Origin of the sequence: Mycobacterium sp. 4D054 (genome assembly GCF_052245755.1) — a bacterium.
GTDB lineage: Bacteria > Actinomycetota > Actinomycetes > Mycobacteriales > Mycobacteriaceae > Mycobacterium.
The window spans coordinates 128,331-151,187 of sequence record NZ_JBQQCF010000005.1; the positions used below are offsets into that span (position 1 = coordinate 128,331).

General features: G+C 69.9%; 20 protein-coding genes. 13 read left to right on the plus strand and 7 right to left on the minus strand.

Annotated elements, in window-relative coordinates; translation table 11 throughout:
• Positions 1-1,239: an alpha/beta fold hydrolase gene (locus ACTWP6_RS06360; RefSeq protein ID WP_443187168.1), complete on the plus strand. Its 1,239-nt coding sequence runs from the start codon at positions 1-3 to the stop codon at positions 1,237-1,239.
• On the opposite strand, the gene ACTWP6_RS06365 is transcribed toward ACTWP6_RS06360, so the two are convergent.
• The 5 genes from ACTWP6_RS06365 to ACTWP6_RS06385 all read right to left on the minus strand — a co-directional run bounded on the left by ACTWP6_RS06365 (position 1,229) and on the right by ACTWP6_RS06385 (position 7,209).
• On the minus strand, positions 1,229-2,935 hold the full coding sequence (locus tag ACTWP6_RS06365) for an ABC transporter family substrate-binding protein (RefSeq protein WP_443187169.1): 1,707 nt from the start codon (positions 2,933-2,935) through the stop codon (positions 1,229-1,231). The two genes, ACTWP6_RS06360 and ACTWP6_RS06365, sit on opposite strands and share 11 nt — an antisense overlap.
• Before the next feature lie 11 nt (positions 2,936-2,946).
• On the minus strand, positions 2,947-4,782 hold the full coding sequence (locus ACTWP6_RS06370) for a dipeptide ABC transporter ATP-binding protein (protein WP_443187170.1): 1,836 nt from the start codon (positions 4,780-4,782) through the stop codon (positions 2,947-2,949).
• Positions 4,783-4,829: 47 nt separating this feature from the next.
• Positions 4,830-5,717 carry an ABC transporter permease gene (locus ACTWP6_RS06375; protein ID WP_443187181.1) on the minus strand — a complete coding sequence of 296 codons (888 nt, stop codon included), beginning with the start codon at positions 5,715-5,717 and terminating at the stop codon, positions 4,830-4,832.
• An 8-nt stretch (positions 5,718-5,725) separates the two neighbouring features.
• Complete coding sequence (locus tag ACTWP6_RS06380; RefSeq protein WP_260754675.1) at positions 5,726-6,703, minus strand: ABC transporter permease; 978 nt, start codon at positions 6,701-6,703, stop codon at positions 5,726-5,728.
• Positions 6,704-6,801: 98 nt separating this feature from the next.
• Positions 6,802-7,209, minus strand: a complete 408-nt coding sequence (locus ACTWP6_RS06385) for a hypothetical protein (RefSeq protein ID WP_260754674.1) — start codon at positions 7,207-7,209, stop codon at positions 6,802-6,804.
• Positions 7,210-7,493: 284 nt separating this feature from the next.
• Between ACTWP6_RS06385 and ACTWP6_RS06390 the strand changes: the two genes are divergently transcribed.
• The 11 genes from ACTWP6_RS06390 to ACTWP6_RS06440 all read left to right on the plus strand — a co-directional run bounded on the left by ACTWP6_RS06390 (position 7,494) and on the right by ACTWP6_RS06440 (position 20,461).
• On the plus strand, positions 7,494-8,198 hold the full coding sequence (locus tag ACTWP6_RS06390; RefSeq protein ID WP_260758224.1) for a response regulator transcription factor: 705 nt from the start codon (positions 7,494-7,496) through the stop codon (positions 8,196-8,198).
• Positions 8,176-9,789 carry a sensor histidine kinase gene (locus ACTWP6_RS06395; RefSeq protein WP_260754673.1) on the plus strand — a complete coding sequence of 538 codons (1,614 nt, stop codon included), beginning with the start codon at positions 8,176-8,178 and terminating at the stop codon, positions 9,787-9,789. Before ACTWP6_RS06390 ends, ACTWP6_RS06395 begins: the two co-directional genes overlap by 23 nt.
• A 23-nt stretch (positions 9,790-9,812) precedes the next feature.
• A complete protein-coding gene (locus ACTWP6_RS06400; RefSeq protein ID WP_396884610.1) occupies positions 9,813-11,738 on the plus strand; it encodes a glycosyltransferase family 39 protein in 1,926 nt (641 codons plus the stop codon).
• A gap of 20 nt (positions 11,739-11,758) precedes the next feature.
• Entirely contained in the window at positions 11,759-13,042 is a 1,284-nt protein-coding gene (locus ACTWP6_RS06405) for a bifunctional glycosyltransferase family 2/GtrA family protein (RefSeq protein WP_260754672.1), read from the plus strand.
• On the plus strand, positions 13,039-14,949 hold the full coding sequence (locus ACTWP6_RS06410; protein WP_260754671.1) for a glycosyltransferase family 39 protein: 1,911 nt from the start codon (positions 13,039-13,041) through the stop codon (positions 14,947-14,949). Before ACTWP6_RS06405 ends, ACTWP6_RS06410 begins: the two co-directional genes overlap by 4 nt.
• A 70-nt stretch (positions 14,950-15,019) precedes the next feature.
• On the plus strand, positions 15,020-15,511 hold the full coding sequence (locus ACTWP6_RS06415) for a beta-class carbonic anhydrase (protein ID WP_260754670.1): 492 nt from the start codon (positions 15,020-15,022) through the stop codon (positions 15,509-15,511).
• A gap of 155 nt (positions 15,512-15,666) precedes the next feature.
• Positions 15,667-16,596, plus strand: coding sequence for a sulfate adenylyltransferase subunit CysD (gene cysD, locus ACTWP6_RS06420; protein ID WP_443187171.1), 930 nt, complete (start codon positions 15,667-15,669; stop codon positions 16,594-16,596).
• A 94-nt stretch (positions 16,597-16,690) separates the two neighbouring features.
• Entirely contained in the window at positions 16,691-18,538 is a 1,848-nt protein-coding gene (gene cysN, locus ACTWP6_RS06425) for a sulfate adenylyltransferase subunit CysN (RefSeq protein ID WP_260754669.1), read from the plus strand.
• Positions 18,535-19,290, plus strand: coding sequence for a 3'(2'),5'-bisphosphate nucleotidase CysQ (locus ACTWP6_RS06430; protein ID WP_443187172.1), 756 nt, complete (start codon positions 18,535-18,537; stop codon positions 19,288-19,290). The genes cysN and ACTWP6_RS06430 overlap by 4 nt, the downstream gene beginning before the upstream one ends.
• A 68-nt stretch (positions 19,291-19,358) precedes the next feature.
• Entirely contained in the window at positions 19,359-19,958 is a 600-nt protein-coding gene (locus tag ACTWP6_RS06435) for a cysteine hydrolase family protein (protein ID WP_443187173.1), read from the plus strand.
• 26 nt (positions 19,959-19,984) lie between these two features.
• Entirely contained in the window at positions 19,985-20,461 is a 477-nt protein-coding gene (locus tag ACTWP6_RS06440; protein ID WP_260754666.1) for an Rrf2 family transcriptional regulator, read from the plus strand.
• On the opposite strand, the gene ACTWP6_RS06445 is transcribed toward ACTWP6_RS06440, so the two are convergent.
• The gene (locus tag ACTWP6_RS06445; protein WP_443187174.1) at positions 20,458-20,850 is read right to left on the minus strand and encodes a VOC family protein; all 393 of its coding nucleotides are present in this window, start codon (positions 20,848-20,850) and stop codon (positions 20,458-20,460) included. The two genes, ACTWP6_RS06440 and ACTWP6_RS06445, sit on opposite strands and share 4 nt — an antisense overlap.
• A 74-nt stretch (positions 20,851-20,924) precedes the next feature.
• Between ACTWP6_RS06445 and ACTWP6_RS06450 the strand changes: the two genes are divergently transcribed.
• Positions 20,925-21,941, plus strand: a complete 1,017-nt coding sequence (locus tag ACTWP6_RS06450) for a nitronate monooxygenase (RefSeq protein ID WP_260754664.1) — start codon at positions 20,925-20,927, stop codon at positions 21,939-21,941.
• 25 nt (positions 21,942-21,966) lie between these two features.
• Here the strand turns inward: ACTWP6_RS06450 and ACTWP6_RS06455 are convergent, their stop codons facing one another.
• Complete coding sequence (locus ACTWP6_RS06455) at positions 21,967-22,848, minus strand: DUF4097 family beta strand repeat-containing protein (protein WP_260754663.1); 882 nt, start codon at positions 22,846-22,848, stop codon at positions 21,967-21,969.
• Positions 22,849-22,857 lie beyond the last annotated feature (9 nt).

The window sequence follows — 22,857 nt, forward strand, 5'->3', positions numbered from 1 at the left end:
ATGACCATGAACGCCAGACGCCGCCGGGCGCACAACAGGCTTGCCGCGCAGCCCGGGGTGCGACGGGTCCGCAGGCCCGTCGGTCGGGGCGCCGACGAGTTCGACCTGTACTACGTGCGGACGGGGTGCCCGTCGGCCCATCCGGTGGTGGTCATTCCCGGCGGTCCGGGGGCCGCCTCCGTCGCGCTGTACCGGGCGTTCCGGCGGCACGCCGCGGCGGCCGGACTCGACGTCATCATGGTCGAGCACCGGGGGGTCGGCTTGTCCCGGCACGACGACACCGGCGCCGACCTGCCGCCTGAGGCAATGACGGTCGATGCCGCCGTGGACGACATCGCCGCGGTGCTCAACGCCGCCGACGTCGACAAGGCCGTCGTCTACGGCGCGTCCTACGGTTCGTATCTGGCCGCCGGGGTCGGCGTGCGGCATCCGGGCCGGGTTCACGCCATGGTGCTGGACTCGCCGCTGCTGTCGGCCGACGACATCGACGTGGTGCGCACACAGATCCGTCGGGTGCTGTGGGACGGCGCGGACGGCGATGCCGATCTGGCCGCCAAGGTGCGGCAATTGGACGCCGCCGGCGCACTGACGCCCCAGGCCCTGCTGCTGACCATCGGGTTGTATGAACTCGCAGGCCTCGACGCACTCAGCCGCCAGCTCGACCTGCTGCTGGCCGATCGGGACGGGCTGTGGAAGGTCGCCGCGTTCATCACCAAGCAGGTGACGGAACGCAAAACCCCATACCGGCACGAGCCCGATCTGGTCGAACGTATCGCCTACCGGGAACTGAACTACGGCGCGGTGCCCGACGGCGGACCGGTCGACCCGGCGGTCGCGCTGCGCGACATCGCCGGCGGCGACGTGCATTTCGATGCGCAACCCTACGATCTGCCGTCGGCGATGCCGGAGTTCACCTGGCCCACCGCGGTGGTGTCGGGCGGCCGTGACCTGACGACGCCGCCGCAGGTGGCGCACCGCGTCGCCGCCCTGATCCCGGATTCGGTGCTCGTCGAGCTGCCCACGGCCGGCCACAGCATCCTCGACACCCGCGAACGCGCGGCGCTGTCGATCTGCCAGGCCGTCCACGCCGGCCGTGCCGCCGAACTGTCCTCGCGGGCAAAGGAACTGGACGCTTTACCGGCCAATTTGACGGTGCGGCTGCTGGTCGGCGCACTCGCGGTGGCCGCGCGCGCCGAGTCCGCGCTGCCGGGCGTGCCTGCCCGGACGGCTACTTCATGAACCCGATCGCCGAGTAGTTGATGTCGCCGATGCCGGCGGGCCCGAAGTTGGCCAGGTTGCTGCGGACGGCGACATTTCCGGGGGCCTGGAACAGTGGCAGGCTGTGGCCGACCCCCCAGATCATCGTGTCGAGTTCGTTGGCCAGCACCCGTGCCTTGGCCGGATCCAGCTCGGACAGTGTCTCCTCGATCTTGGCGTCGATCTGCGGGCTGCCGATCTTGCCGTAGTTGCTCTCGCCGTTGGAGGCGTAGATCTGGGTCAGACTGGCGAGCGGGAAAGCATCACCGCCCCAGGCGAACTGGACCATGTCGAAGTTGCCCGGGGTGACGTAGTCGGTGAACAGCGAGCCGCCCGCGACCGGCACCAACTCGAGGTTGACCCCGACCTGCGCGAGCTGGTTCTGCGCGATCTGCGCCACCGCACGGGTGCTCGCCCCGTCGTAGAACACATCGCGCAGCGTCAGCCGTCGACCGTCCTTCTCCCGGAACTGGCCGTTCAGAGTCCAGCCCAGCGCATCGAGTTCGCGCTTGGCCGCCTCGGGGTCGAATCCGATGCTGTTGTCCTGGTAGCCCTCCTGGCCCGCCAGATAGATGTGGTTGTTCAACGCCGCCGGCGCGTCGGTGAGGCCACGCTGGGTGACGGCTGCGATCGCCTGGCGGTCCAAGGCTTTGGTGATCGCCGTGCGCAGTGCCGGATCGGACAGCGGTGAACCCTCGGCGCCGTTGATCGTCAGGTGATACCAGTTCGGGGCGGGCGCCCGCCGGATCGAGACCCCCTGCGCGCGCCGCGCACGTTCCAGGTCGTCCAGGGTGGCCAGGCCCACTGAGTCGATGGCGTTGTTCTCCAGCGCGGGGATCATCGCGGCGTCGTCGAGCACGGTGTAGGTGATGGAGTCCAGCAGCGGTGGCGTGCCCCACCACTTCGGGTTGCGGCTCAACATGATTCGCTGCGCGCCGCGATCGATCGTGCTGATCATGAATGGACCCGCCGACAGTGGCGCCGCGTTGAGCAGGCTCTTGTTGAACGCCTCCGGATCCTGGGTCACCTTCTTGGGCATCAGCATGGCGTTGCCGGCGAACATGCCGCGCCAGTCGGCGAAGTGCTTGGCGAACGTGATGACCGCCTGCCGATCGTCGACGCCCTTGGTGACCGAGGCGACCCGTTCGCTGCCGTTGGGGGAGGCGAACAGGTAGCGCTCGTCCTTGCCGCTGGTGGCGTTGATCTGGGCGGCGAGGTCCTCCCAGGTGATAGGGGTGCCGTCCGACCAGACTGCCTTCGGGTTGATCGTGTACGTGACGACCTGCGGCTCGGTGCTGGTCAGCTCGACGTCGGTGAAGTAGTCACTGTTGACCGTCATCTGGCCGTCGGGCTTGATGACGAACGCCCGCGGCAGCGTCGCGCGCAGCAACCGGCCGAGTTCCCCGAGATTGCCGTCGATGTGCAGATAATTGAGGTTCGGCGGGAAACCGGTCAGCGCCAGCCGCAGATTACCGCCCTGTTGGAGGGTCGCCGGGTCCTGGGGGTTGATGTCGGCGGTCGCGCCCAACTCCGCGTTGCCTCCGGCCGACGGGGCGTCGGACGGGCCGCTGGCGCACCCGGTCACGACCAGTGCCGCGACGCTCCCGACCGCGAGCAGACGCAAAATTGCACTTTTGATGGCCGAACGGTGCGATTTTGTGTCTGCTCGCGAATTCATAGACGTCGACTCTAACCGGGATCGGGTTGCGGGCGGGGCACCGCGGCCAGCAGCCGCCGCGTGTACTCGTGCTGCGGATGACCGAACACCTCGTCGCTGTCGCCCTGCTCGACGATCACGCCCTTGTGCATCACCGCCACCCGATGGGCCAGGTGCCGCACCACGGACAGGTCGTGGGAGACGAACAGATAGGCCAGCTCGAACCGGTCCTGCAGATCCAGGAGCAGATTGATGATGCCGGCCTGGATGGACACGTCCAGCGCGCTGACCGGCTCGTCGAGCGCCAGGATCTTCGGGCGCAGCGCGAGCGCCCGGGCGATGCCGATGCGCTGCTTCTGCCCGCCGGAGAACTCGCCCGGATAGCGCCCGGCGTCCTCACGGCGCAGCCCGACGACACCCAGCAGCTCGGCCACCCGATCGCGGATCGAGGTCTTGTCGAATCCATTGGCCTGCAAGGGTTCTGAGAGAACATCGAAGACCGGAAGGCGGGGGTCCAGCGACGCCACCGGGTCCTGGAACACCACCAGAAGATCCCCGCGCAGCGCCCTGCGTGCCCGCCGGTCCAACGTCGCGACGTCCCGCCCGAGCACCTCGATGGTGCCGCCCTGCGGGGCCGACAGGTCCAGGATCTGGTGCAGCGTGGTGGATTTGCCCGACCCCGACTCGCCGACGATGCCCAGCGTGCGGCCCTGCGGCAGTTCGAAGCTGATTCCGTCGACCGCGCGCACCTCGCCGATGCGGCGGCGCAGCACCACCCCCTTGGTCAGCGGGTACGTCTTGGTCAGGTCGGTGACGCGGAGCGCGACGGTCTCGGCGGACGGGGTGCTCTCGCGGTGCGGTGCGGTCGACACGTGGTAGATCTCGGCCGCGCTGCGCCCGACGACCTTCTCGTGCCGGATGCAGGCCACCCGATGGTGGGGGGCCACGGGCAGCAGTTCCGGCTCGGCGGCACGGCATTGGTCGATCGCCAGCGGGCACCGCGGCGCGAACGGGCAGCCGGGCGGCAGCGCGCTGACCGCCGGAGGCGCGCCCGGGATCGGCACCAGCCGGACACCCGGTGAGGCGTCCAGGCGGGGCGCCGATCCCAGCAGGCCCACGGTGTAGGGCATCCGGCGGTCGCGGTACAGGTCCGCCACCGGCGCGGTCTCCACGGCCCGTCCGGCGTACATCACCAGCGCGCGGTCGGCGAATTCGGCGACCACGCCGAGATCGTGGGTGATGATCAGCACGCCGGCGCCGGTGACATCGCGCGCGGTGCGCAGCACGTCGAGGATCTGGGCCTGCACGGTGACATCGAGCGCGGTGGTCGGCTCGTCGCAGATCAGCAGGTCGGGATCGTTGGCGATCGCGATCGCGATGACCACGCGCTGACGTTCACCGCCGGACAGCTCGTGTGGGAACGCCCGGGCCCGCTGCGCCGGCTGGGCGATCCCGACCATCTCCAGCAGTTCGACGGCCCGGGTCTGCGCCGCCCGCCTGTCGATACCGCGCTGATGAATGCGGATGGCCTCCGCGATCTGGTCGCCGACGGTGTAGACGGGCGTCAGCGCCGACATCGGGTCCTGGAACACCGTGCCGATCTTCGCGCCGCGCACCTGCGACATCTGCCGGTCGGTCAGCCCCAGCAGCTCCTCACCGTGCAGTCGCACCGAGCCGGACACCTCGGCGTATTCGGGGAGCAGACCGATGACGGCCATCGCCCCGGCGGACTTGCCCGCACCCGATTCCCCGACCAGCGCGACGACCTCGCCGGAGTCGACGTGATAGTCCAGCCCGCGCACCGCGGGCACCCGTTCACTGTCGGTCGGGAACGTGACCGTCAGCCCCCGCACCTCGAGCAGGCTCATCGGGGGATCTCTTTCTTCGTGCGGGCGCCCATAAGGTTGCGTGCCTTTCACGTGCGACGCCCCGCCGGCCGCACCCCGGGATCGAGTGCGTCGCGCAACCCGTCCCCGACGAGGTTGGCGCAGAACACGATCAGCACCAGCACCCCGGCCGGGAACAGGAACACCCACGGAAACGTCGTCACCGACCGGGTGCCGTCGGCGATCAGGGTGCCCAGCGAGACGTCCGGCGGCTGCACCCCGAAACCGAGGAAGCTCAGGCTGGTCTCGGCCAGGACGGCCAGGCCGACGTTCAGTGCGGTGTCGATGATCAGGATCGACGCGACGTTCGGGATGATGTGGTGGACGATGATGCGCCAGTGGCTCACACCCATGTACCTTGCCGCGGTGACGAATTCGCGTTCGCGCAGGCTCATCGTCATGCCCCGGACGATGCGGGCGCTGATCATCCAGCTGAACGCGACCAGCAGCAGGATCAGCCACAGGATGGTGCCGGATTCCCGGGTGCGCGGGGTGACGATCGCGATCAGCAGGAAGCTCGGGATGACCAGCAACAGGTCGACGATCCACATCAGCGCGGCGTTGCGCCACCCCCCGAAATACCCGGCGATCGCGCCCACGGTCGCCGCGACGAGCGTGGACAGGAACGCCACGCACACCCCGACCAGCAGCGATTTCTGCATGCCTCGCAGCGTCTGGGCCAGCAGGTCCTGACCGAGCGCGTTGGTGCCGAACCAGTGGGTGGTCGTCGGCGGCTGCTGCAGCGCGTAGTAGTCCAGGTCGGTGTGCGAGTAGGGCAGCAGCGGGGGCAGCGCCCAGCAGCTGATGAACAGCGCGGCCAACACGAACAGCGACACCACCGCGGGCCGGTTGCGCACGAACCTTCGCCACACCAGCGTGCGCCTCGATGCGAACCCGTTGTGGGCGCCGTCGGTCATCGCCTCGCTCATGACACCCGCACCCTCGGGTCGAGCGCGGCGTAGAGCACATCGGAGAGCAGCCCGGCCAGCAGCACCGTCAGTCCGGTGAACACCGTGATCGCGACGACGATATTGGTGTCCTGGGTGGCGATGCCCTGGATGAACCACTCGCCGATGCCGTGCCAGCCGAAGATCTTCTCGACGAACACCGCGCCGGTGAACAGCCCGCCGACCCCGTAGGCGAACAGAGTGGCCATCGGGATCAGCGCGGTGCGCAGCCCGTGCCGGAACAACGCCTGGCGCCGGGTCAGCCCCTTGGCCCGCGCGGTGCGGATGAAGTCCTGGCCCAGCACGTCGAGCATCGCGTTGCGCTGATAACGGCTGTATCCGGCCATCGCACCCAGCGCCAGCGTCAACGTGGGCAGCACGAGATGTTGCAGCCGGTCGACGAACTGGTTCCACGCGCCGCCCACAGCGTCCGACGACGTCTCCCCGGTGTACTCGAACAGCTGCACGCCCAGCGCCGAGTTCGCGTTCAGCGCAGCCAGGATCAGCAGGTTGGCGATCACGAATGTCGGTGCGCTCAGGATCAGCAGCGCCAGCGTGGTGATGACACGGTCGGACAGCCGGTACTGCCTGACCGCGCCCCAGGCGCCCGCCACCACGCCGAGAACGGTGCCGACGATCGACCCGATGATCACCAGCCGCAGGCTCACCCCGATGCGGCGCCACAGTTCGTCGCTGACGGGCTGACCTCCCACGGTGGTGCCGAAGTCTCCGCGGACGGCTCCGCCCAGCCAGTCCGCGTACCGCACCGGGATGGGCTTGTCGAGGTTCAGCTCGGCCGCCTTGGCGTCGATCACCGCCTGCGGGGGCCGCGGATTGCGTTCGAGCAGGCTGTCGAGCGGATCGAACATGACCGAGGTCAGCGTGAACGTCAGGAACGACGCCAGACCCAGCAACACGACGTAGTTGAGCAGCCGGCGCGCGAGAAAGCGGGTCATCCGATCGGTCCGCCGGGGGGCTGCATGCGCCCCAGGTTAGGAGATGTGTCGGGCCACAGCCCGCCGACGCGGCCCAGGCGTGGCGGTGTCGTCCCGGTTCAGCGGCGACCGCGCAGCGGGTCGAGCACCTCCGTCACCTCGGCCGTCATCCCGTTCTGCACCCCTCGGACCATCACGCTGTCGTCGACGGCGAACGCCGGGTCTTCGCCGGGCGCCGTCGACCAGGTCTGGGTGAACCCGTCGGCGCTGCGCACCGTGATCGAGCCCGGGGTGGTCGCCGTGACGACGCCGGTCTGGCTCAGCATCGTGACGAAGCCGCCGGCCCCGTCGGCGACCACCACCTGCCCGTGCAGCGGCGTCTCCTGCTGCGGCCTGGGGCCACCGGGTCCGAAGGGGGGCCGACCGGCGGGGCCGTCGGCGTGGTGGCCGGGCGGCGGGCCGCCCAACTGTGGTGACGATCTGCCCGACGCGGCGTAGATCGCGGCGCCACCGAGTACGGCGATCACGGCGGCGACGGCGACGGCCAGCAGTGTCCTGCGCCGCCCCCAGGGCCGCGGTTCCGGATCCCGGCCGCCCCGACGGTGTCGGGGTAGGGCAGGTGCTCGGCGCTCATGGAACCAGACTGGAGGTCCTTGATGTGGACCCGCTGTGCGTCGGCTCAGCGTTCGATATGGCCTTGCTTCACAGCCGGCACATAGCAACAGCACAGAGACCGCATAGCGCGCCGGGCGACAATGGACGCATGCCCGACCCGCAGAACGACCCCGGGGATGAACCCGCGCGCGGGGTGATGCGGCGCGCGGACGGCACCCCGATCCACGTGCTCGTGGTCGACGACGAAGCCGTGCTCACCGAGTTGTTGTCGATGGCGTTGCGGTACGAGGGCTGGGAGATCTCCACCGCGGGCGACGGCGCCACCGCCATCGCGATCGCCCGGCAGAACCCGCCCGATGTGGTGGTGCTCGACGTGATGCTGCCGGACATGAGCGGGCTGGAGGTGCTTCGCAGGCTGCGCGAGCAGATTCCCGGCCTGCCGCTGCTGCTGCTCACCGCAAAGGACTCCGTCGAAGACCGCATCGCTGGCCTGACCGCCGGAGGGGACGACTACGTCACCAAACCGTTCAGCATCGAGGAGGTGGTGCTCAGGCTGCGCGCGCTGCTGCGCCGCACCGGCGTGAGCACCGCGACGGGGGGAGCCAAGATCGTGGTCGGCGACCTCGTCCTGGACGAGGACAGCCACGAGGTGACCCGCGGGGGAGACCTGATCACCCTCACCGCAACGGAATTCGAACTGCTGCGGTTCATGATGCGCAACGCCAGACGTGTGCTGAGCAAGGCGCAGATCCTCGACCGGGTGTGGAGCTACGACTTCGGCGGCCGCTCCAACATCGTCGAGTTGTACGTGTCCTACCTTCGCAAGAAGATCGACAGCGGCCGCGAGCCGATGATCCACACGCTGCGCGGCGCGGGATATGTCCTCAAACCGGCGCGGTGAGCGAGCACCGACCGTGCTCCGTTCCCCCCGCAGTTGGTCGCTGCGCACCCGGCTGATCGTCACCCAGGTCCTGCTCATCGCCGCCGTGTGCGCCGGCATAGGTCTGGCCACCGAGTATGCGCTGCAACGCTTTCTGACCAACCAGCTGGACGAGCAGGTGATCGAGGCCGGCAGGCGCTCGACGGTGATCTTCGAGTTCGGTCCGCCCCCACCGCCTGGCATGGGCCATCGTCCGGGAATGCGTCCGCCGGGGGCGGCGCCGCCCCCGCCGGGTTCCGACGGGCGCGTGGTGATCCGCGACGACGACTGGCCCGGACCGGCGTTCCTGAACGCGCCCGGGCAGGCCATCCACACCGTGGGAGCGGTGGTGGCCGGCGGGCGCGCCGTCGAGGCGGGGGTGATCACGGCCGACGGTTCGCGTGCCGAGGTATCCGCGACGGCGGCGGGACAACTCGCCGCAGTGGCTGTCGACGGCCGGCCGCAGACGCTGGACCTCGACGGGCTCGGCCGCTACCGGGTGGTCGCCTTCCAATCCCACATTCCGGGCAGGACCGTGGTCGCCGGGCTACCGACCGCCGACGTGGACGACACCCTGTTATGGGTCGCGGTGATCTTCACCGCTGTCGGAGCGGTGGCACTGCTCGCCGCGGGCACGGCGGGCATCGGCATCGTCCGCCGCCAGCTGGCCCCGCTGGCGAGGGTCTCCGCCGCTGCACAGCAGGTCGCCGACCTGGAGCTCGACCGGGGCGAGGTGCGGTTGCCCACGCCGATCGTCGACGTCGAGCCCGCGTCCGCGCACACCGAGGTCGGACAACTCGGTGCCGCGCTGAACCGGATGCTCGACCGCATCGCGGGGGCGTTGTCCGCGCGGCACGCCAGCGAGACCCGGGTCCGCCAGTTCGTCGCCGACGCCAGCCACGAACTGCGCACGCCGCTGGCCGCGATCCGCGGTTATACCGAGCTGGCGCAGCGTCGACGCGCGCAGCTGCCTGAGGACGTCGCCCACGCGATGAACCGCGTGGAGTCCGAGACCGAGCGGATGACCCAGCTCGTCGAGGACATGCTGCTGCTTGCCCGGCTCGACGCCGGCCGACCGCTGGAACGGGAGACCGTCGACCTGACCCGTCTGGCGGTCGACGCGGTCAGCGACGCGCACATCGCCGGCCCCGAACACCGCTGGGAGCTCGACCTTCCCGACGAACCGGTCACGGTCACCGGCGACGAGCCCCGGCTGCGCCAGGTACTGGCCAACCTGCTGGCGAACGCACGGATCCACACCCCGCCCGGCACCGCCGTGTCTACCTCACTGACCGTCGGGGCCGGTGGACAGGCGGTGCTCACGGTGCTCGACGACGGGCCCGGCATTCCCGCGGACCTGCAGCCGGAGGTGTTCGAACGGTTCGCCCGCGGCGATTCGTCGCGCGCGCGGACAGGGTGGAGCACCGGGCTGGGACTGGCCATCGTCGCCGCCGTCGTGCGCGCGCACGACGGAACCATCGAACTGGACAGCGTGCCGGGCCGAACCCGGTTCGTGGTCACACTGCCCGGCGATTCACAGGCGGGGCACAGCCGCGGCCCATCGGACGCCTAGCGGCCGCGCCCACGATGGCGTGAGTGACCCTGCTGACCCCTGACGAGCTCGGGGCACCCTCTGCCGACGGCGCTACGCGAACCCTCACCCCACGGCGCCCCGCCCCGCGATTCCGGTGCCGCCCGCGCGCCGGTGCCCTCTGGCAAGCGGGGACCCTCGCCGCGCTGCTGCTCGCCACCGCCGTGCTGTACCTGTGGAACCTCGGCGGCAGCCGATGGGCCAACGCGTACTACTCGGCGGCCGTGCAGGCCGGCACCCAGAACTGGACCGCGATGTTCTTCGGTTCCAGCGACGCCGCGAACGCGATCACCGTCGACAAACCGCCCGCCGCGCTGTGGGTGATGACGGCCTCGGCACGGCTGTTCGGGTTCGGCCCGTGGAGCGTGCTCGTCCCGCAGGCCCTGATGGGGGTGGCCGCGGTCGCGGTGCTCTATCTCGCAGTCCGGCGGGTCAGCGGCCATGGCGCCGGGCTGCTCACCGGGTCGGTGCTGGCAACCACGCCTGTGGCGGCATTGATGTTCCGTTTCAACAACCCCGACGCGCTGCTGGTGTTGTCCCTCGTGGTCGCGGCGTTCTGCACGCAACGGGCGTGCGAGAAGGACACCGGCCGGTGGTGGCTGGTCGCGGCGGGCGCGGCGGTCGGCTTCGGGTTTCTGGCCAAGATGCTGCAGGCACTACTGGTGCTGCCGGCTTTGGCGACCGCCTATCTGGTCGCCGGGCACCGGCCGCTGGGACGCCGACTCGCCGACACGCTGGCCGCTGCCGGCGCCTTCGTGCTCTCGGCCGGCTGGTACCTCCTGCTGGTCGAATGGTGGCCCGACGAACGGCGGCCCTACATCGGCGGCTCGCAGACCAACAGCATCCTGGAATTGACCATGGGCTACAACGGTTTCGGGCGGCTGACCGGCGATGAGCCCGGCGGCCTCGGCAACCTGAACCACGACGTGGGATGGGGGCGGCTGTTCGGGTTCGGCATGGGGGCCGACGTCGCCTGGCTGCTGCCCGCCGCGATCGTCTGTCTCGCCGCCGGATTCGTGATCACCCGGGGCCGGCCGCGGACCGACCCCGCCCGCGCGGCACTGATCCTGTGGACCGGCTGGCTGGCCGTCACGGCGGTCGTGTTCAGCTTCATGAACGGCATCGTGCACCCGTACTACACGGTCGCGCTGGCCCCTGCGATCGGGGCTGTCATCGGCATCGGCGCAAACCTGTTGTGGCAGAACCGCCATGACGTTCGGGCCGCGACCGCGATGGCCGGCGCGGTGCTGATCACCGTGATCCTGGGGGCCGTGCTTCTGGCCCGGCAGATCGACTGGATGCCGTGGTTGCGTGCGGTGGTGGCCGTCGGGGGAGTGGGCGCGGCGGTACTGCTGCTCGCCGTCGCCCGGCTGCCGCGGCCGGTGGCGTCGCTGGCGGCCGCATCGGCTCTGATCTCCTGTCTGGTTGGTCCGGCCGCGTTCTCCCTCGCCACCGCTGCCTCGCCGCACAGCGGGGCGTTGCCTTCGGTGGGTCCGTCGCGCTCCGGCGGCTTCACCGGAGGCGGACTGCTCAGCGCGCCCCGCCCCCACCCCGATCTGCTGCGGATGCTCAGCGCCGACAGCGGCGAATCCATTTGGGCCGCAGCCGTCGTCGGCTCCAACAACGCGGCCGGATACCAACTGGCCGCACAGGTTCCGGTGATGGCGATCGGTGGGTTCAACGGCACCGATCCCGCGCCGACCCTCGAGCAGTTCATCGACGATGTCCACGCCGGGCGCATCCACTACTTCATCGCCGGCCCCTCACTGATGATGGGTCGCCCCTCCGGCGACAGCGGGCGGGATTCCGCAGCGATCCGCGAGTGGGTCGAGGCGCGCTACCCCGCGCTGACGATCGACGGGACCGCTGTGTACGACCTCACCCAGGAACCCCACGTCTCACAGCCGCCGCATAGCTCGGGCCCACGGTGAGCACACGTCCGCGAACCACCATGGCAGACATGACAGACACCGTCCTCGAACCCGGGTGCGCCGACCGTCTTTTCGCGGCCCGGCCGAATGCCGCGGTAGCGGCGCGCACCACCGGTGCACCCGTCCTCGACGTGGTCGTCCCGGTGTACAACGAGCAGGCCGCACTGGCGGCCTCCGTGCACCGGCTGCACCGCTACCTGCATGACTCCGTGCCGTTTCCGGCGCGGATCACCATCGCCGACAACGCCAGCGTCGACGACACCCCCCGCATCGCCGCGCAGCTGGCAGCGGAGTTGCCGAACGTGAAGGTGGTGCGGCTGGAGGAGAAGGGCCGCGGTCGCGCACTGCACCGGGTGTGGACGGAATCGGATGCGGCCGTACTGGTCTACATGGACGTCGATCTGTCGACCGATCTGGCTGCGCTCGCCCCGCTGGTGGCACCATTGATCTCCGGGCACTCCGACCTGGCGATCGGCACCCGGCTGGCCCGCGGCGCGCGCGTGCGGCGCGGACCCAAGCGCGAGATCATCTCCCGCTGCTACAACCTGATCCTGAAATCGACTCTGTCGGCCGGGTTCTCGGACGCCCAGTGCGGATTCAAAGCGATCCGGGCCGACGTCGCGGCGCAACTGCTGCCCTATGTCGAGGACACCGGATGGTTCTTCGACACCGAGTTGCTGGTGCTGGCCGAGCGCAGCGGGCTGCGCATTCACGAGGTTCCGGTGGACTGGATCGACGACCCCGACAGCCGCGTCGACATCGTGGCTACCGCCGCCGCCGACCTGCGGGGCATCGGCCGCCTGCTGCGCGGCTTGGTCACCGGTGCCATCCCGGTCAACACCATCGCCGCGCAGCTGGGCAACTCGCGCGCCGCGGCCGCCCCCGGTTCGCTGATGCGCCAGGTGGTGCGGTTCGGCACCGTCGGGGTCGCGTCCACCGCCGCCTACATCGTGCTGTTCGTGCTGCTGCAGGGGTGGGCAGGTGCGCAGCTGGCCAACCTGATCGCGTTGCTGCTCACCGCAATCGGCAATACCGCCGCCAACCGGCGCTTCACCTTCGGTGTCGGCGGCCGCGCGCACCTGGCCCGCAAGCACGTCGAGGGCTTGATCGTCTTCGGAATCGCACTGACCATCACCAGCGGGGCGCTCGGCCTGCTGCACGCCACCACCGAAACCGCGCACCACACCGTCGAACTCGCCGTCCTGGTGGCGGCCAACCTGCTCGCCACCGTTGTGCGTTTCGTCCTGCTGCGCGGCTGGGTCTTCCACCCGCGCCGCACCACCGCCGGAGGAACCCCCCGATGAGCGTCACCGCCGCCCCGCCGTCAGCTGCCACGGAAGCCGCCAGGCCGCAACGGCCGCGCTGGGTGCGGCCGGCGTTACTGGCCCTGCTGGTGGCCACCGCCGCGCTCTACCTGTGGGGGCTGGGCGCGTCGGGCTGGGCCAACCAGTACTACGCCGCGGCCGCTCAGGCCGGCACCCAGGACTGGAAGGCGTGGCTGTTCGGCTCGCTGGACCCGGGTAACGCGATCACCGTCGACAAGCCACCCGCCGCGCTGTGGGTGATGGCGCTGTCAGGCCGGCTGTTCGGCTTCACCCCGTTCACGATGCTGTTGCCGCAGGCGCTGATGGGGGTGGCCTCGGTAGGCATGCTGTTCGCGGCGGTACGCCGGGTCAGCGGCCCGGGCGCCGGTCTGATCGCCGGTGCCGCGCTGGCCGTCACCCCGGTGGCGGCGCTGATGTTCCGGTACAACAACCCGGATGCGCTGCTGGTGCTGCTGCTCGTGGTGGCTGCCTATCTGATGGTGCGGGCCGTCCAGACCGGGGCGGCGAAGTGGGTCGTGCTGGCCGGTGTCGTGCTCGGGTTCGCGTTCCTGACCAAGATGCTGCAGGCATTCCTGGTCGTGCCCGGGCTCGCGCTGGCCTTCCTGGTCGCCGCGCCGGTGGGGCTCTGGCAGCGGGTGGGCCGGCTGGCGGCCGGGGCGGGCGCGATGATCGTGACAGCGGGCTCGTTCCTGGCGCTGGTCAGTCTGTGGCCGGCGGATTCACGGCCCTACATCGGCGGCTCCACTGACAACAGCCTGCTGCAGCTGGCGTTGGGCTACAACGGTATTCAACGCGTCATGGGAGGAGAAGGCCCGGGCCCCGGCGGCCCGGACAGTCCGCCCGCAGGCCCCGGAGGGCCCGGTGTTCCCGGTGGGGGAGCCAATCTGTTCTTCGGTGGTGATCCCGGAATCGGCAGGCTCTTCGGCGCGTCGATGGGTGCCGAGGCGTCCTGGCTGCTGCCGGCCGCGCTGATCGGCCTGGTGGCGGCGCTGTGGTTCACCCGCCGCGCCGCCCGCACCGACGCCGTCCGCGCGAGCCTGCTGCTGTGGGGCGGCTGGGTGCTGGTCACCGCAGCGGTGTTCAGCTTCATGGACGGGATCATCCACCCGTACTACACGGTGGCACTGGCGCCGGGTGTCGCCGCACTGGTCGGCATCGCCGTCGCCGAGTTGTGGCGCGGCAGAGCATGTTCGCCGCAGCGGGCGGTGCTGGCGGCGATGTCGGCGGCGACGGGGGTGTGGGCGTTCGCGGTTCTCGCCCGCACACCGGACTGGCAGCCGTGGCTGCGGTGGACCGTCCTGGTCGGCTCCATCGTCGTTGCCGCTGTCATCGGGGCCGGCGTCCACCGGCTGGGCCGGGCCACTGCGGCGGTGGCGGCGGCCGCGCTCCTGCTCGCAATGGCCGCACCAGCGGCGTACGCGATCGTGACCGCAGCCGACTCGCACGAAGGCCCGATAGCGATGTCGGGTCCGCACCGAGCCGACGCGTTCGGGCTGCCCGGCGGGCCGGATGGTCCCGGTGGTCCCGACGGCCCGGGTGCTTCGGGCGCGTCGTTGGCAGACAACGCCGAACTGCAGCAGCTGCTGCGCGCGGCCGACAACCGCTGGGCCGCAGCCAGTGTCGGGTCGATGACGGCCGGCGACCTCGCGCTGCAGACCGGGGCGTCGGTGATGGCCATCGGCGGATTCACCGGCGGCGACGACTCACCGACGCTGGCGCAGTTCCAGAACTACGCGGCCGAGGGGCAGGTCAGATACTTCATCGCCGGCGGGCACCGCGGGCCGGGCGGGCACTCCGGGACCTCCGGCCAGATCACCGCCTGGGTGGCGCAGAACTTCACTCCGGTCGACGTCGGCGGGATGACCGTCTACGACCTGCAGAAGTGACGCGACCCCGGTGCCGATCTGCCTGATTCTGACCCGTGACTTCCGCCGCCGGCGCTGCTAGCTTCGCGCCATGTCGGCCACAGACGAGTACCTGAAGAACAACGAGGAATACGCCAACACGTTCACCGGCCCGCTGCCGCTGCCGCCCAGCAAGCACGTCGCGGTGGTCGCCTGCATGGATGCACGCCTGGACGTGTACCGGATCCTCGGCCTCAAGGACGGCGAGGCGCACGTGATCCGCAACGCCGGCGGCGTCGTCACCGACGACGAGATCCGCTCCCTGGCGATCAGCCAGCGGCTGCTCGGCACCAGGGAGATCATCCTGATCCACCACACCGATTGCGGCATGCTCACCTTCACCGACGACGGCTTCAAGCAACAGATCCAGGACGAGACCGGCATCAAACCGGAGTGGGCCGCCGAGGCGTTCCAGGACGTGGAGGAGGACGTGCGGCAGTCCCTGCGCCGTATCGAAGCCAGCCCGTTCGTCACCAAGCATGAGTCATCGCGCGGGTTCGTCTTCGACGTGGCCACCGGAAGGCTCACCGAGGTCACGCTCTGACCCGCCGAAATCGCATTCCACGAGATTTTCACTCGCGTTTTCCCTCGTGGAATGCAATTTCGGCCACCGCTCGTTGACACCCCGGACGGGCATCCGGCACAATTTCCGGTTATGGCCGTAAATCTGGTCAGATCTACCAACTTTACGAGGTATCCATGACCGTGACCGACGAGCTCGCGCACACCGCTGGACGTTACGAGCTGAGCCACCTGCGGGCCCTCGAGGCCGAGGCGATCCACATCATCCGCGAGGTCGCCGCCGAATTCGAGCGGCCGGTGTTGCTGTTCTCCGGCGGCAAGGACTCCATCGTGATGCTGCATCTGGCGATCAAGGCGTTCCGGCCCGGACGGCTGCCGTTCCCGGTGATGCACGTCGACACCGGGCACAACTTCGAAGAGGTGCTGGCCGCCCGCGACGAGCTGGTCGCCGAGTCCGGGGTGCGCCTCGTGGTGGCCAAGGTGCAGGACGACATCGACGCCGGGCGGGTGGTGGAGACGATCCCGTCGCGCAACCCGATGCAGACGTTCACGCTGCTGCGCGCCATCCGGGAGAACAAGTTCGACGCCGCGTTCGGTGGGGCCCGCCGCGACGAGGAGAAGGCGCGCGCCAAGGAGCGGGTGTTCAGCTTCCGCGACGAGTTCGGTCAGTGGGATCCGAAGAACCAGCGCCCCGAGCTGTGGAACCTGTACAACGGCAGGCACCGCAAAGGTGAGCACATCCGCGCGTTCCCGCTGTCGAACTGGACCGAATTCGACATCTGGTCCTACATCGGCGCCGAGAAGATCAAGCTGCCCTCGATCTACTACGCCCACCAGCGCAAGGTGTTCGAACGCGACGGCATGCTGCTGGCGGTGCACAAATACCTGCAGCCGCGCAAGGACGAGCCGATCGTCGAGAAGACCGTGCGGTTCCGCACCGTCGGTGACGTGACCTGCACCGGCTGTGTGGAATCCACCGCGGCGACGGTGTCGGAGGTCATCGCCGAGACCGCGATCTCGCGCCTGACCGAGCGCGGCGCCACCCGCGCCGACGACCGCATCTCCGAGGCGGGGATGGAAGACCGCAAACGTGAGGGCTACTTCTGATGGGGCGAGCGAAGCGACGGGGTTTGAACTGATGGGGCGAGCGAAGCGACGGGGTTTGAACTGATGGGGCGAGCGAAGCGACGGGGGAAATAAGATGACGACACTTCTGCGCATCGCCACCGCAGGCTCTGTCGACGACGGCAAGTCCACGTTGATCGGGCGGTTGCTCTACGACTCCAAGGCCGTCATGGAGGATCAGCTCGCCGCGGTGGAACGCACCTCCAAGGAGCGCGGGCACGACTACACCGACCTGGCCCTGGTGACCGACGGGCTGCGCGCCGAGCGTGAGCAGGGCATCACGATCGACGTCGCGTATCGCTACTTCGCCACGGCCAAGCGGAAATTCATCATCGCCGACACGCCGGGCCACATCCAGTACACGCGCAACATGGTCACCGGCACGTCGACCGCGCAGCTGGCCATCGTGCTGGTCGACGCGCGCCACGGGTTGCTCGAGCAGTCCCGCCGGCACGCGTTCCTGGCATCCCTGCTCGGTATCCAGCACATCGTGCTCGCGGTCAACAAGATGGACCTGATCGGTTGGGACCGTGAGCAGTTCGAGAAGATCCGCGACGACTTCCACGATTTCGCCGCGCGGCTGGACGTCCACGACGTCACAACGATCCCGCTGTCGGCGCTCAACGGCGACAACGTGGTCACCAAATCCGATGCGACGCCCTGGTACGAGGGTCCGTCACTGCTGGCGCACCTCGAAGAGGTCTACATCGCCGGCGACCGCAACCTCGTCGACGTCCGGTTCCCGGTCCAGTATGTGATCCGTCCCCAGACCCTCGAGCACCACGACCACCGCAGCTACGCCGGCACCATCGCCAGCGGCGTGATGCGCGTCGGCGACGAGGTGGTCGTGCTGCCGAGCGGCAAGGCCAGCACCATCTCGTCGATCGAAGGACCCTCCGGTCCGGTCGAGGAGGCTTTCCCACCGATGGCGGTGTCGGTCAGCCTGGCCGATGACATCGACATCTCGCGCGGCGACATGATCGCCCGGCCCCACAATCAGCCCCGCGTCACGCAGGACTTCGACGCGACGGTGTGCTGGATGGCCGACGGATCGGCGCTCGAACCGGGCCGTGACTACCTGATCAAGCACACCACCCGCACCACGCGGGTGAAGGTGACGGGTCTGGACTACCGGCTCGACGTCAACACCCTGCACCGGGACAAGACCGCCACGGCGCTGAAACTCAATGAACTGGGCCGGATCTCGCTGCGTTCGCAGGTTCCGCTGCTGCTCGACGAGTACAGCCGCAACTCGGCCACCGGCTCGTTCATCCTGATCGACCCGAACACCAACGGCACCGTCGCCGCCGGCATGGTGCTGCGCGACGGCGCCGCGCGGTCTTCAAGCCCCAACACGGTGCGCCACGAGTCGCTGTGCCGGCCCGAGGACCGGCTCAGCAAGGGCCGGACCGTGTGGTTCACCGGCCTGTCCGGTTCGGGTAAGTCGTCGGTGGCGATGCTGGTCGAGCAGAAGCTGATCGAAAAGGGGGTTCCGGCCTACGTTCTCGACGGCGACAATCTGCGGCACGGCCTGAACGCCGACCTCGGGTTCTCGATGTCCGACCGGGCCGAGAACCTGCGCAGGCTCGCGCATGTCGCGGCGATCCTGGCCGACTCGGGTCAGGTCGTGCTGGTTCCGGCGATCAGTCCGCTGGCCGAGCATCGGGAGCTGGCCCGCAAGGTGGCCACCGACGCCGGCGTCGACTTCTTCGAGGTGTTCTGCGACACCCCGCTGGAGGACTGCGAGCGGCGCGACCCCAAGGGTTTGTACGCCAAGGCCCGCGCCGGTGAGATCACGCACTTCACCGGGATCGACAGCCCGTACCAGCGGCCGAAGAACCCCGATCTGCGGCTCACCCCGGACCGCACCCCCGACGAGCATGCGGCTTCGGTGATCGAGCTGATCGAAGGCTGCACGTCGTGACCGATGACCACGCACTCGCCGCGCGGCTGGCGACCGAAGCCGGGAACCTGCTGCTCGACGTCCGTGGGGAGTTGGCCTCGGCATCCGCCCAGGAGCGGAAAGCGGCCGGAGACAAGCGATCTCACGACTTCTTGCTGGCCGCGCTCACTGCCGAGCGGCCCGACGACACCGTCCTGTCCGAGGAGGGGCCGGCAGAACAGGCCGAGCCGGCGCGGCTGTCGGCCCGGCGGGTGTGGATCGTCGACCCGCTCGACGGAACGCGGGAGTTCTCCGAGCTCGGCCGCACCGACTGGGCCGTGCACGTAGCTCTTTGGGAGCGCAACGGTAGCTCTGGTGAACTCGTCGCCGGCGCGGTCGCGTTACCCGCGCAGGGCGTCACGCTGGCCACCCCGACCGTGCCGGTGCCACCGGTGGCGCCCGCGGCGCCGCGCGTGGTGGTCTCCCGTACCCGCCCCCCGGCCGTGGCGCTGGAGGTCAAGGACGCGCTCAACGGCACGCTGGTCGAGATGGGTTCGGCCGGAGCCAAAGTCGCGTCGGTGGTGCAGGGGCTCTCCGACGTGTACGTCCATGCCGGTGGGCAACACGAATGGGACTCCGCGGCACCGGTCGCCGTCGCCCGCGCGGCCGGGCTGCACACCTCGCGGCTCGACGGGTCGCCGCTGGTGTACAACCGGCGCGACCCCCGGCTGCCCGATCTGATCGTGTGCCGGCCCGAACTCGCCGAGGCCGTCCTCGCGGTCACCGCGCGCTGAACCTTCACCGCCGACATGAGCGTCCCCCGATCCTGACACCGCGGAGCGGGTCGCAGTAGGCTGCGACGATGTCTGATCTTCCGACCCTGCGTTCACTGACGGGTCTGCCGCTGGCACCGGTCAGCCTGGCCGACTCGGCGCTGGTTCTCATCGACTGCCAGAACACCTACACCTACGGGGTGATGGAACTCGAGGGCGTGCAGGCCGCGCTGGACGAGGCGGCCGCGCTGCTCGAGCGCGCCCGCACCGCGGGCATCCCCGTCATCCACATCCAGCACGACGCCGGGCCCGGGTCGCCGTACGACGTCACCGCAGAGATCGGCGCGATCGTCGAGCGGGTGGCCCCGCGCGAGGGGGAGCCGGTGGTGGTGAAGAACTACCCGAACTCGTTCGTGCAGACCGACCTCGACGAGCGCCTCAAGGCGGTGGACGCCTCCAACCTCGTGCTGGGCGGGTTCATGACGCACATGTGTGTGAACTCCACCGCGCGTGGCGCGTTCAACCTCGGCTACGCGCCGACCGTGGTCGCCAATGCAACGGCGACCCGCGCGCTGCCCGGCATCGGGGACGAGACTGTACCCGCGTCGGCTGTGCACGCCGCCAGCCTGGCCGCGGTCGCCGACCTGTTCGCCGTGGTGGTGCCGGGCGCACAGGACATCCCCGACTGACCGGACGCGCGGGCTAGGGTTGGCCCATGCGGATGTCGGCCAAGGCGGAGTACGCCGTGCGCGCGATGGTCCAGCTCGCGACGGTGGACGACGGTGTCCTCGTCAAAACCGACGATCTCGCCAAGGCCCAGGGGATCCCGCCGCAGTTCCTCGTCGACATTCTGTCCGACCTGCGCACCGACCGGCTGGTGCGTAGTCACCGCGGCCGCGACGGCGGGTACGAGCTGGCCCGGCCGGCAGCCGACATCAGCATCGCCGACGTGCTGCGCTGCATCGACGGCCCGCTGGCCAGCGTGCGCGACATCGGCCTGGGAGATCTGCCCTATTCGGGGCCGACGGCGGCGTTGACCGACGTGTGGCGGGCGCTGCGGGCGAGCATGCGCTCGGTTCTGGAGCAGACCAGCCTGGCCGACGTCGCCTCCGGTGACCTGCCCGGCCACGTCCGGTCGATGGCCGACGACTACCGCGGCCAGGAAGAGGCGCGCGGACACTCGATCGGTTAGCGGGACGCGCCGGACCCGTACGGGCGGGTGAGGATCTCCAGGTAATGACCGCCTGGGTCCTGGAAGTACACGCCCCGTCCGCCGTCGTTGTGATTGACCTGACCCGGCTGCGCGCCCCGCGGGTCGGCCCAGTGCTCCAGACCGCGGTCCCTGATCTTTGCGTAGATGACGTCGAACTCGTCTTCGGAGACCAGGAACGCGTAGTGCTGCGGGTGAATCGGCTGATCGGCACCGACCTCGGCGTAGTCCAGGCTCGTGTCACCGACACTGACCACCAGGAAATGGCCGAACGGCTGCGGGTCGGGCAGATCGAACAGCTCGGTCAGGAACCTCGCTGACGCCCTCTTGTCCCGCGCCGCGACGATCGTGTGATTGAGGGTGATGGCCATCGCGATCCAGGATAAGACTGTCGGTGACCGCGGTTCCAGCGATCGGCGCCACGGGGCCGTGATACGAAGGGCTGGTGGTGTTCGATGTTCGCGACCTCACGGCGCCGGTGCTGGTGGCGCCGATGGCGGGCGGGCCGTCCAGCCCTGAGCTCGCCGCGGCCGCGTCGTCGGCGGGCGGTCTCGGATTCGTCGCGGCCGGTTACCTGACAGCCGACGCGTTCGCCGACCGCGTGGGTGCCGCGCAGCGACTCACCAGCGCCCCGCTGGGCGTCAATCTCTTTGTGCCGCAACCCAGTGCGGCCCGAGCGGCGGAGATCGACGCCTATGCCGGCGCGCTGGCCGGTGAGGCGCAGCGGTACGGCGTCAGCACCGGCGAGCCGCGGTTCGACGACGACGACTGGGACGCCAAGCTCGATGCACTGCTCGACCTGCGGCCCGCGCTCGCGTCGTTCACCTTCGGTCTGCCCGGCGACACCCAGCGACGCCGCCTCACCGAGGCGGGGATCACCACCGCGGCGACGGTCACGACGCTTGCCGAGGCGCGCCTGGCGGCCGGCGTCGGAGTCGACGTGCTCATCGCCCAGGGCCCGTCCGCGGGCGGGCACCGCGGAACCTTCGACGCGACCGCCGCGCCGTCACCGCAGCCGCTGGCCGAGCTGGTCACCGCGATCGGCGCCGAGCTCGAGCTCCCCGTGGTCGCGGCGGGCGGGCTGATGACCGGCGACGACGTGGACCGCGTCCGGCGTCTCGGGGCAGCCGCCGCGCAGTTGGGGACCGCATTCCTGCTCGCCGACGAGGCGGGCAGCAGCCCCGTGCACCGGGCCGCGCTGCAGGATCCGCAGTTCACTGAAACCGTTGTGACCAAAGCGTTCTCGGGACGTTATGCGCGCGGTCTGCGCAATCGGTTCATCGTCGAACACGACGCGGAGGCGCCGTTCGGCTATCCCGAGGTGCACTATCTGACCAGTCCGCTGCGCGCGGCGTCGGTGCGGGCCGGGGATCCGCACGCGGTGAACATCTGGGCGGGCACCGGCTTCCGCGCCGCCCGCCCGGGCACGGTCGGCGAGATCATCGCGTCGCTGATCGGTTGACAGCTCTTCTCGTCGCGTCCTGTCCTCACCGCTGGTCGTCGACGATGACGTCGCCGGACTCGGTGCGCGCCGTCACCACAGCCGCCGCGGCGTCACGGTCCCGGGTCTGCGGAACGCGCACCACCGTCGTGGCGCGGTCTGTTCCGGTCGTCGCGTCGACGAAGTAGGGTCCCGGCGGCGGCAGCGCGATCACGACGTCGCCGCGGTCGGTCTGGGCGTCCACGGTCACCGGCGCCTCAGCGAAGTCGACGCTGACGTCACCGGTGGTGGTGGTCGCCCGGAACGATTCGGCGACCGAGATTGGTTCCCGCGTGCTCACGTCACCGTGCTCGTTGGCGATGTCGATCCGGCGTGCCGAGCCGCTGAGGACCACCGCCCCGTCGACGATGCGGGCGTTGAGTTGGTCGAGGTCGGCCTGGGCGAACACCACCCCCACCTCCTGACGGATGGTCACGGTCAATCGGCGGGCGAGTTCGGGTGGCAGCACCAGCGTGATCTCACCGGCGCGGCCCCACTGCAGGAACTCCGACGGCTCCGCGTCGATGGTCACCCGTGCGGTGGCGCCGTCGGCGGTGACCGACAGCGGATCGGCGCCGGCGCGGGTGGAGTTGACCATGCGCATGTCCACCCGGGGCCCGCGGGACTCGCGGTCGGAGGTCAGCCGCACCGCCACCGGCACCGATCCGGTGTCGATCACCACTGACGTCACCGTGGCCGGCAGTGGCATCGAGTCCCTGACCACCCGGAACGAGCTGACGGTCACCGCGGCGGTCACCGACAGCGCGACGACGGCGGCGACCAGTGCCGCGGCCGCGAGAATGAGCAGCGTGCGGATCGCGGTGCGCCCGCCCGGCGAGAGCTGCGGGGGCGGCGACGCGGGCGGTGGCGGTGCGAGCGTGGTGGTCACGAGTATCCT

Coding starts and splice junctions, on each gene's coding strand:
- ACTWP6_RS06360 (WP_443187168.1), top strand. CDS start 1: ATGACCATGAACGCCAGACGCCGCCGGGCGCACAACAGGCTTGCCGCG.
- ACTWP6_RS06365 (WP_443187169.1), bottom strand. CDS start 2,935: ATGAATTCGCGAGCAGACACAAAATCGCACCGTTCGGCCATCAAAAGT.
- ACTWP6_RS06370 (WP_443187170.1), bottom strand. CDS start 4,782: ATGAGCCTGCTCGAGGTGCGGGGGCTGACGGTCACGTTCCCGACCGAC.
- ACTWP6_RS06375 (WP_443187181.1), bottom strand. CDS start 5,717: ATGACCGACGGCGCCCACAACGGGTTCGCATCGAGGCGCACGCTGGTG.
- ACTWP6_RS06380 (WP_260754675.1), bottom strand. CDS start 6,703: ATGACCCGCTTTCTCGCGCGCCGGCTGCTCAACTACGTCGTGTTGCTG.
- ACTWP6_RS06390 (WP_260758224.1), top strand. CDS start 7,494: ATGCGGCGCGCGGACGGCACCCCGATCCACGTGCTCGTGGTCGACGAC.
- ACTWP6_RS06395 (WP_260754673.1), top strand. CDS start 8,176: ATGTCCTCAAACCGGCGCGGTGAGCGAGCACCGACCGTGCTCCGTTCC.
- ACTWP6_RS06405 (WP_260754672.1), top strand. CDS start 11,759: ATGGCAGACATGACAGACACCGTCCTCGAACCCGGGTGCGCCGACCGT.
- ACTWP6_RS06410 (WP_260754671.1), top strand. CDS start 13,039: ATGAGCGTCACCGCCGCCCCGCCGTCAGCTGCCACGGAAGCCGCCAGG.
- ACTWP6_RS06415 (WP_260754670.1), top strand. CDS start 15,020: ATGTCGGCCACAGACGAGTACCTGAAGAACAACGAGGAATACGCCAAC.
- cysD (WP_443187171.1), top strand. CDS start 15,667: ATGACCGTGACCGACGAGCTCGCGCACACCGCTGGACGTTACGAGCTG.
- cysN (WP_260754669.1), top strand. CDS start 16,691: ATGACGACACTTCTGCGCATCGCCACCGCAGGCTCTGTCGACGACGGC.
- ACTWP6_RS06435 (WP_443187173.1), top strand. CDS start 19,359: ATGTCTGATCTTCCGACCCTGCGTTCACTGACGGGTCTGCCGCTGGCA.
- ACTWP6_RS06440 (WP_260754666.1), top strand. CDS start 19,985: ATGCGGATGTCGGCCAAGGCGGAGTACGCCGTGCGCGCGATGGTCCAG.
- ACTWP6_RS06445 (WP_443187174.1), bottom strand. CDS start 20,850: ATGGCCATCACCCTCAATCACACGATCGTCGCGGCGCGGGACAAGAGG.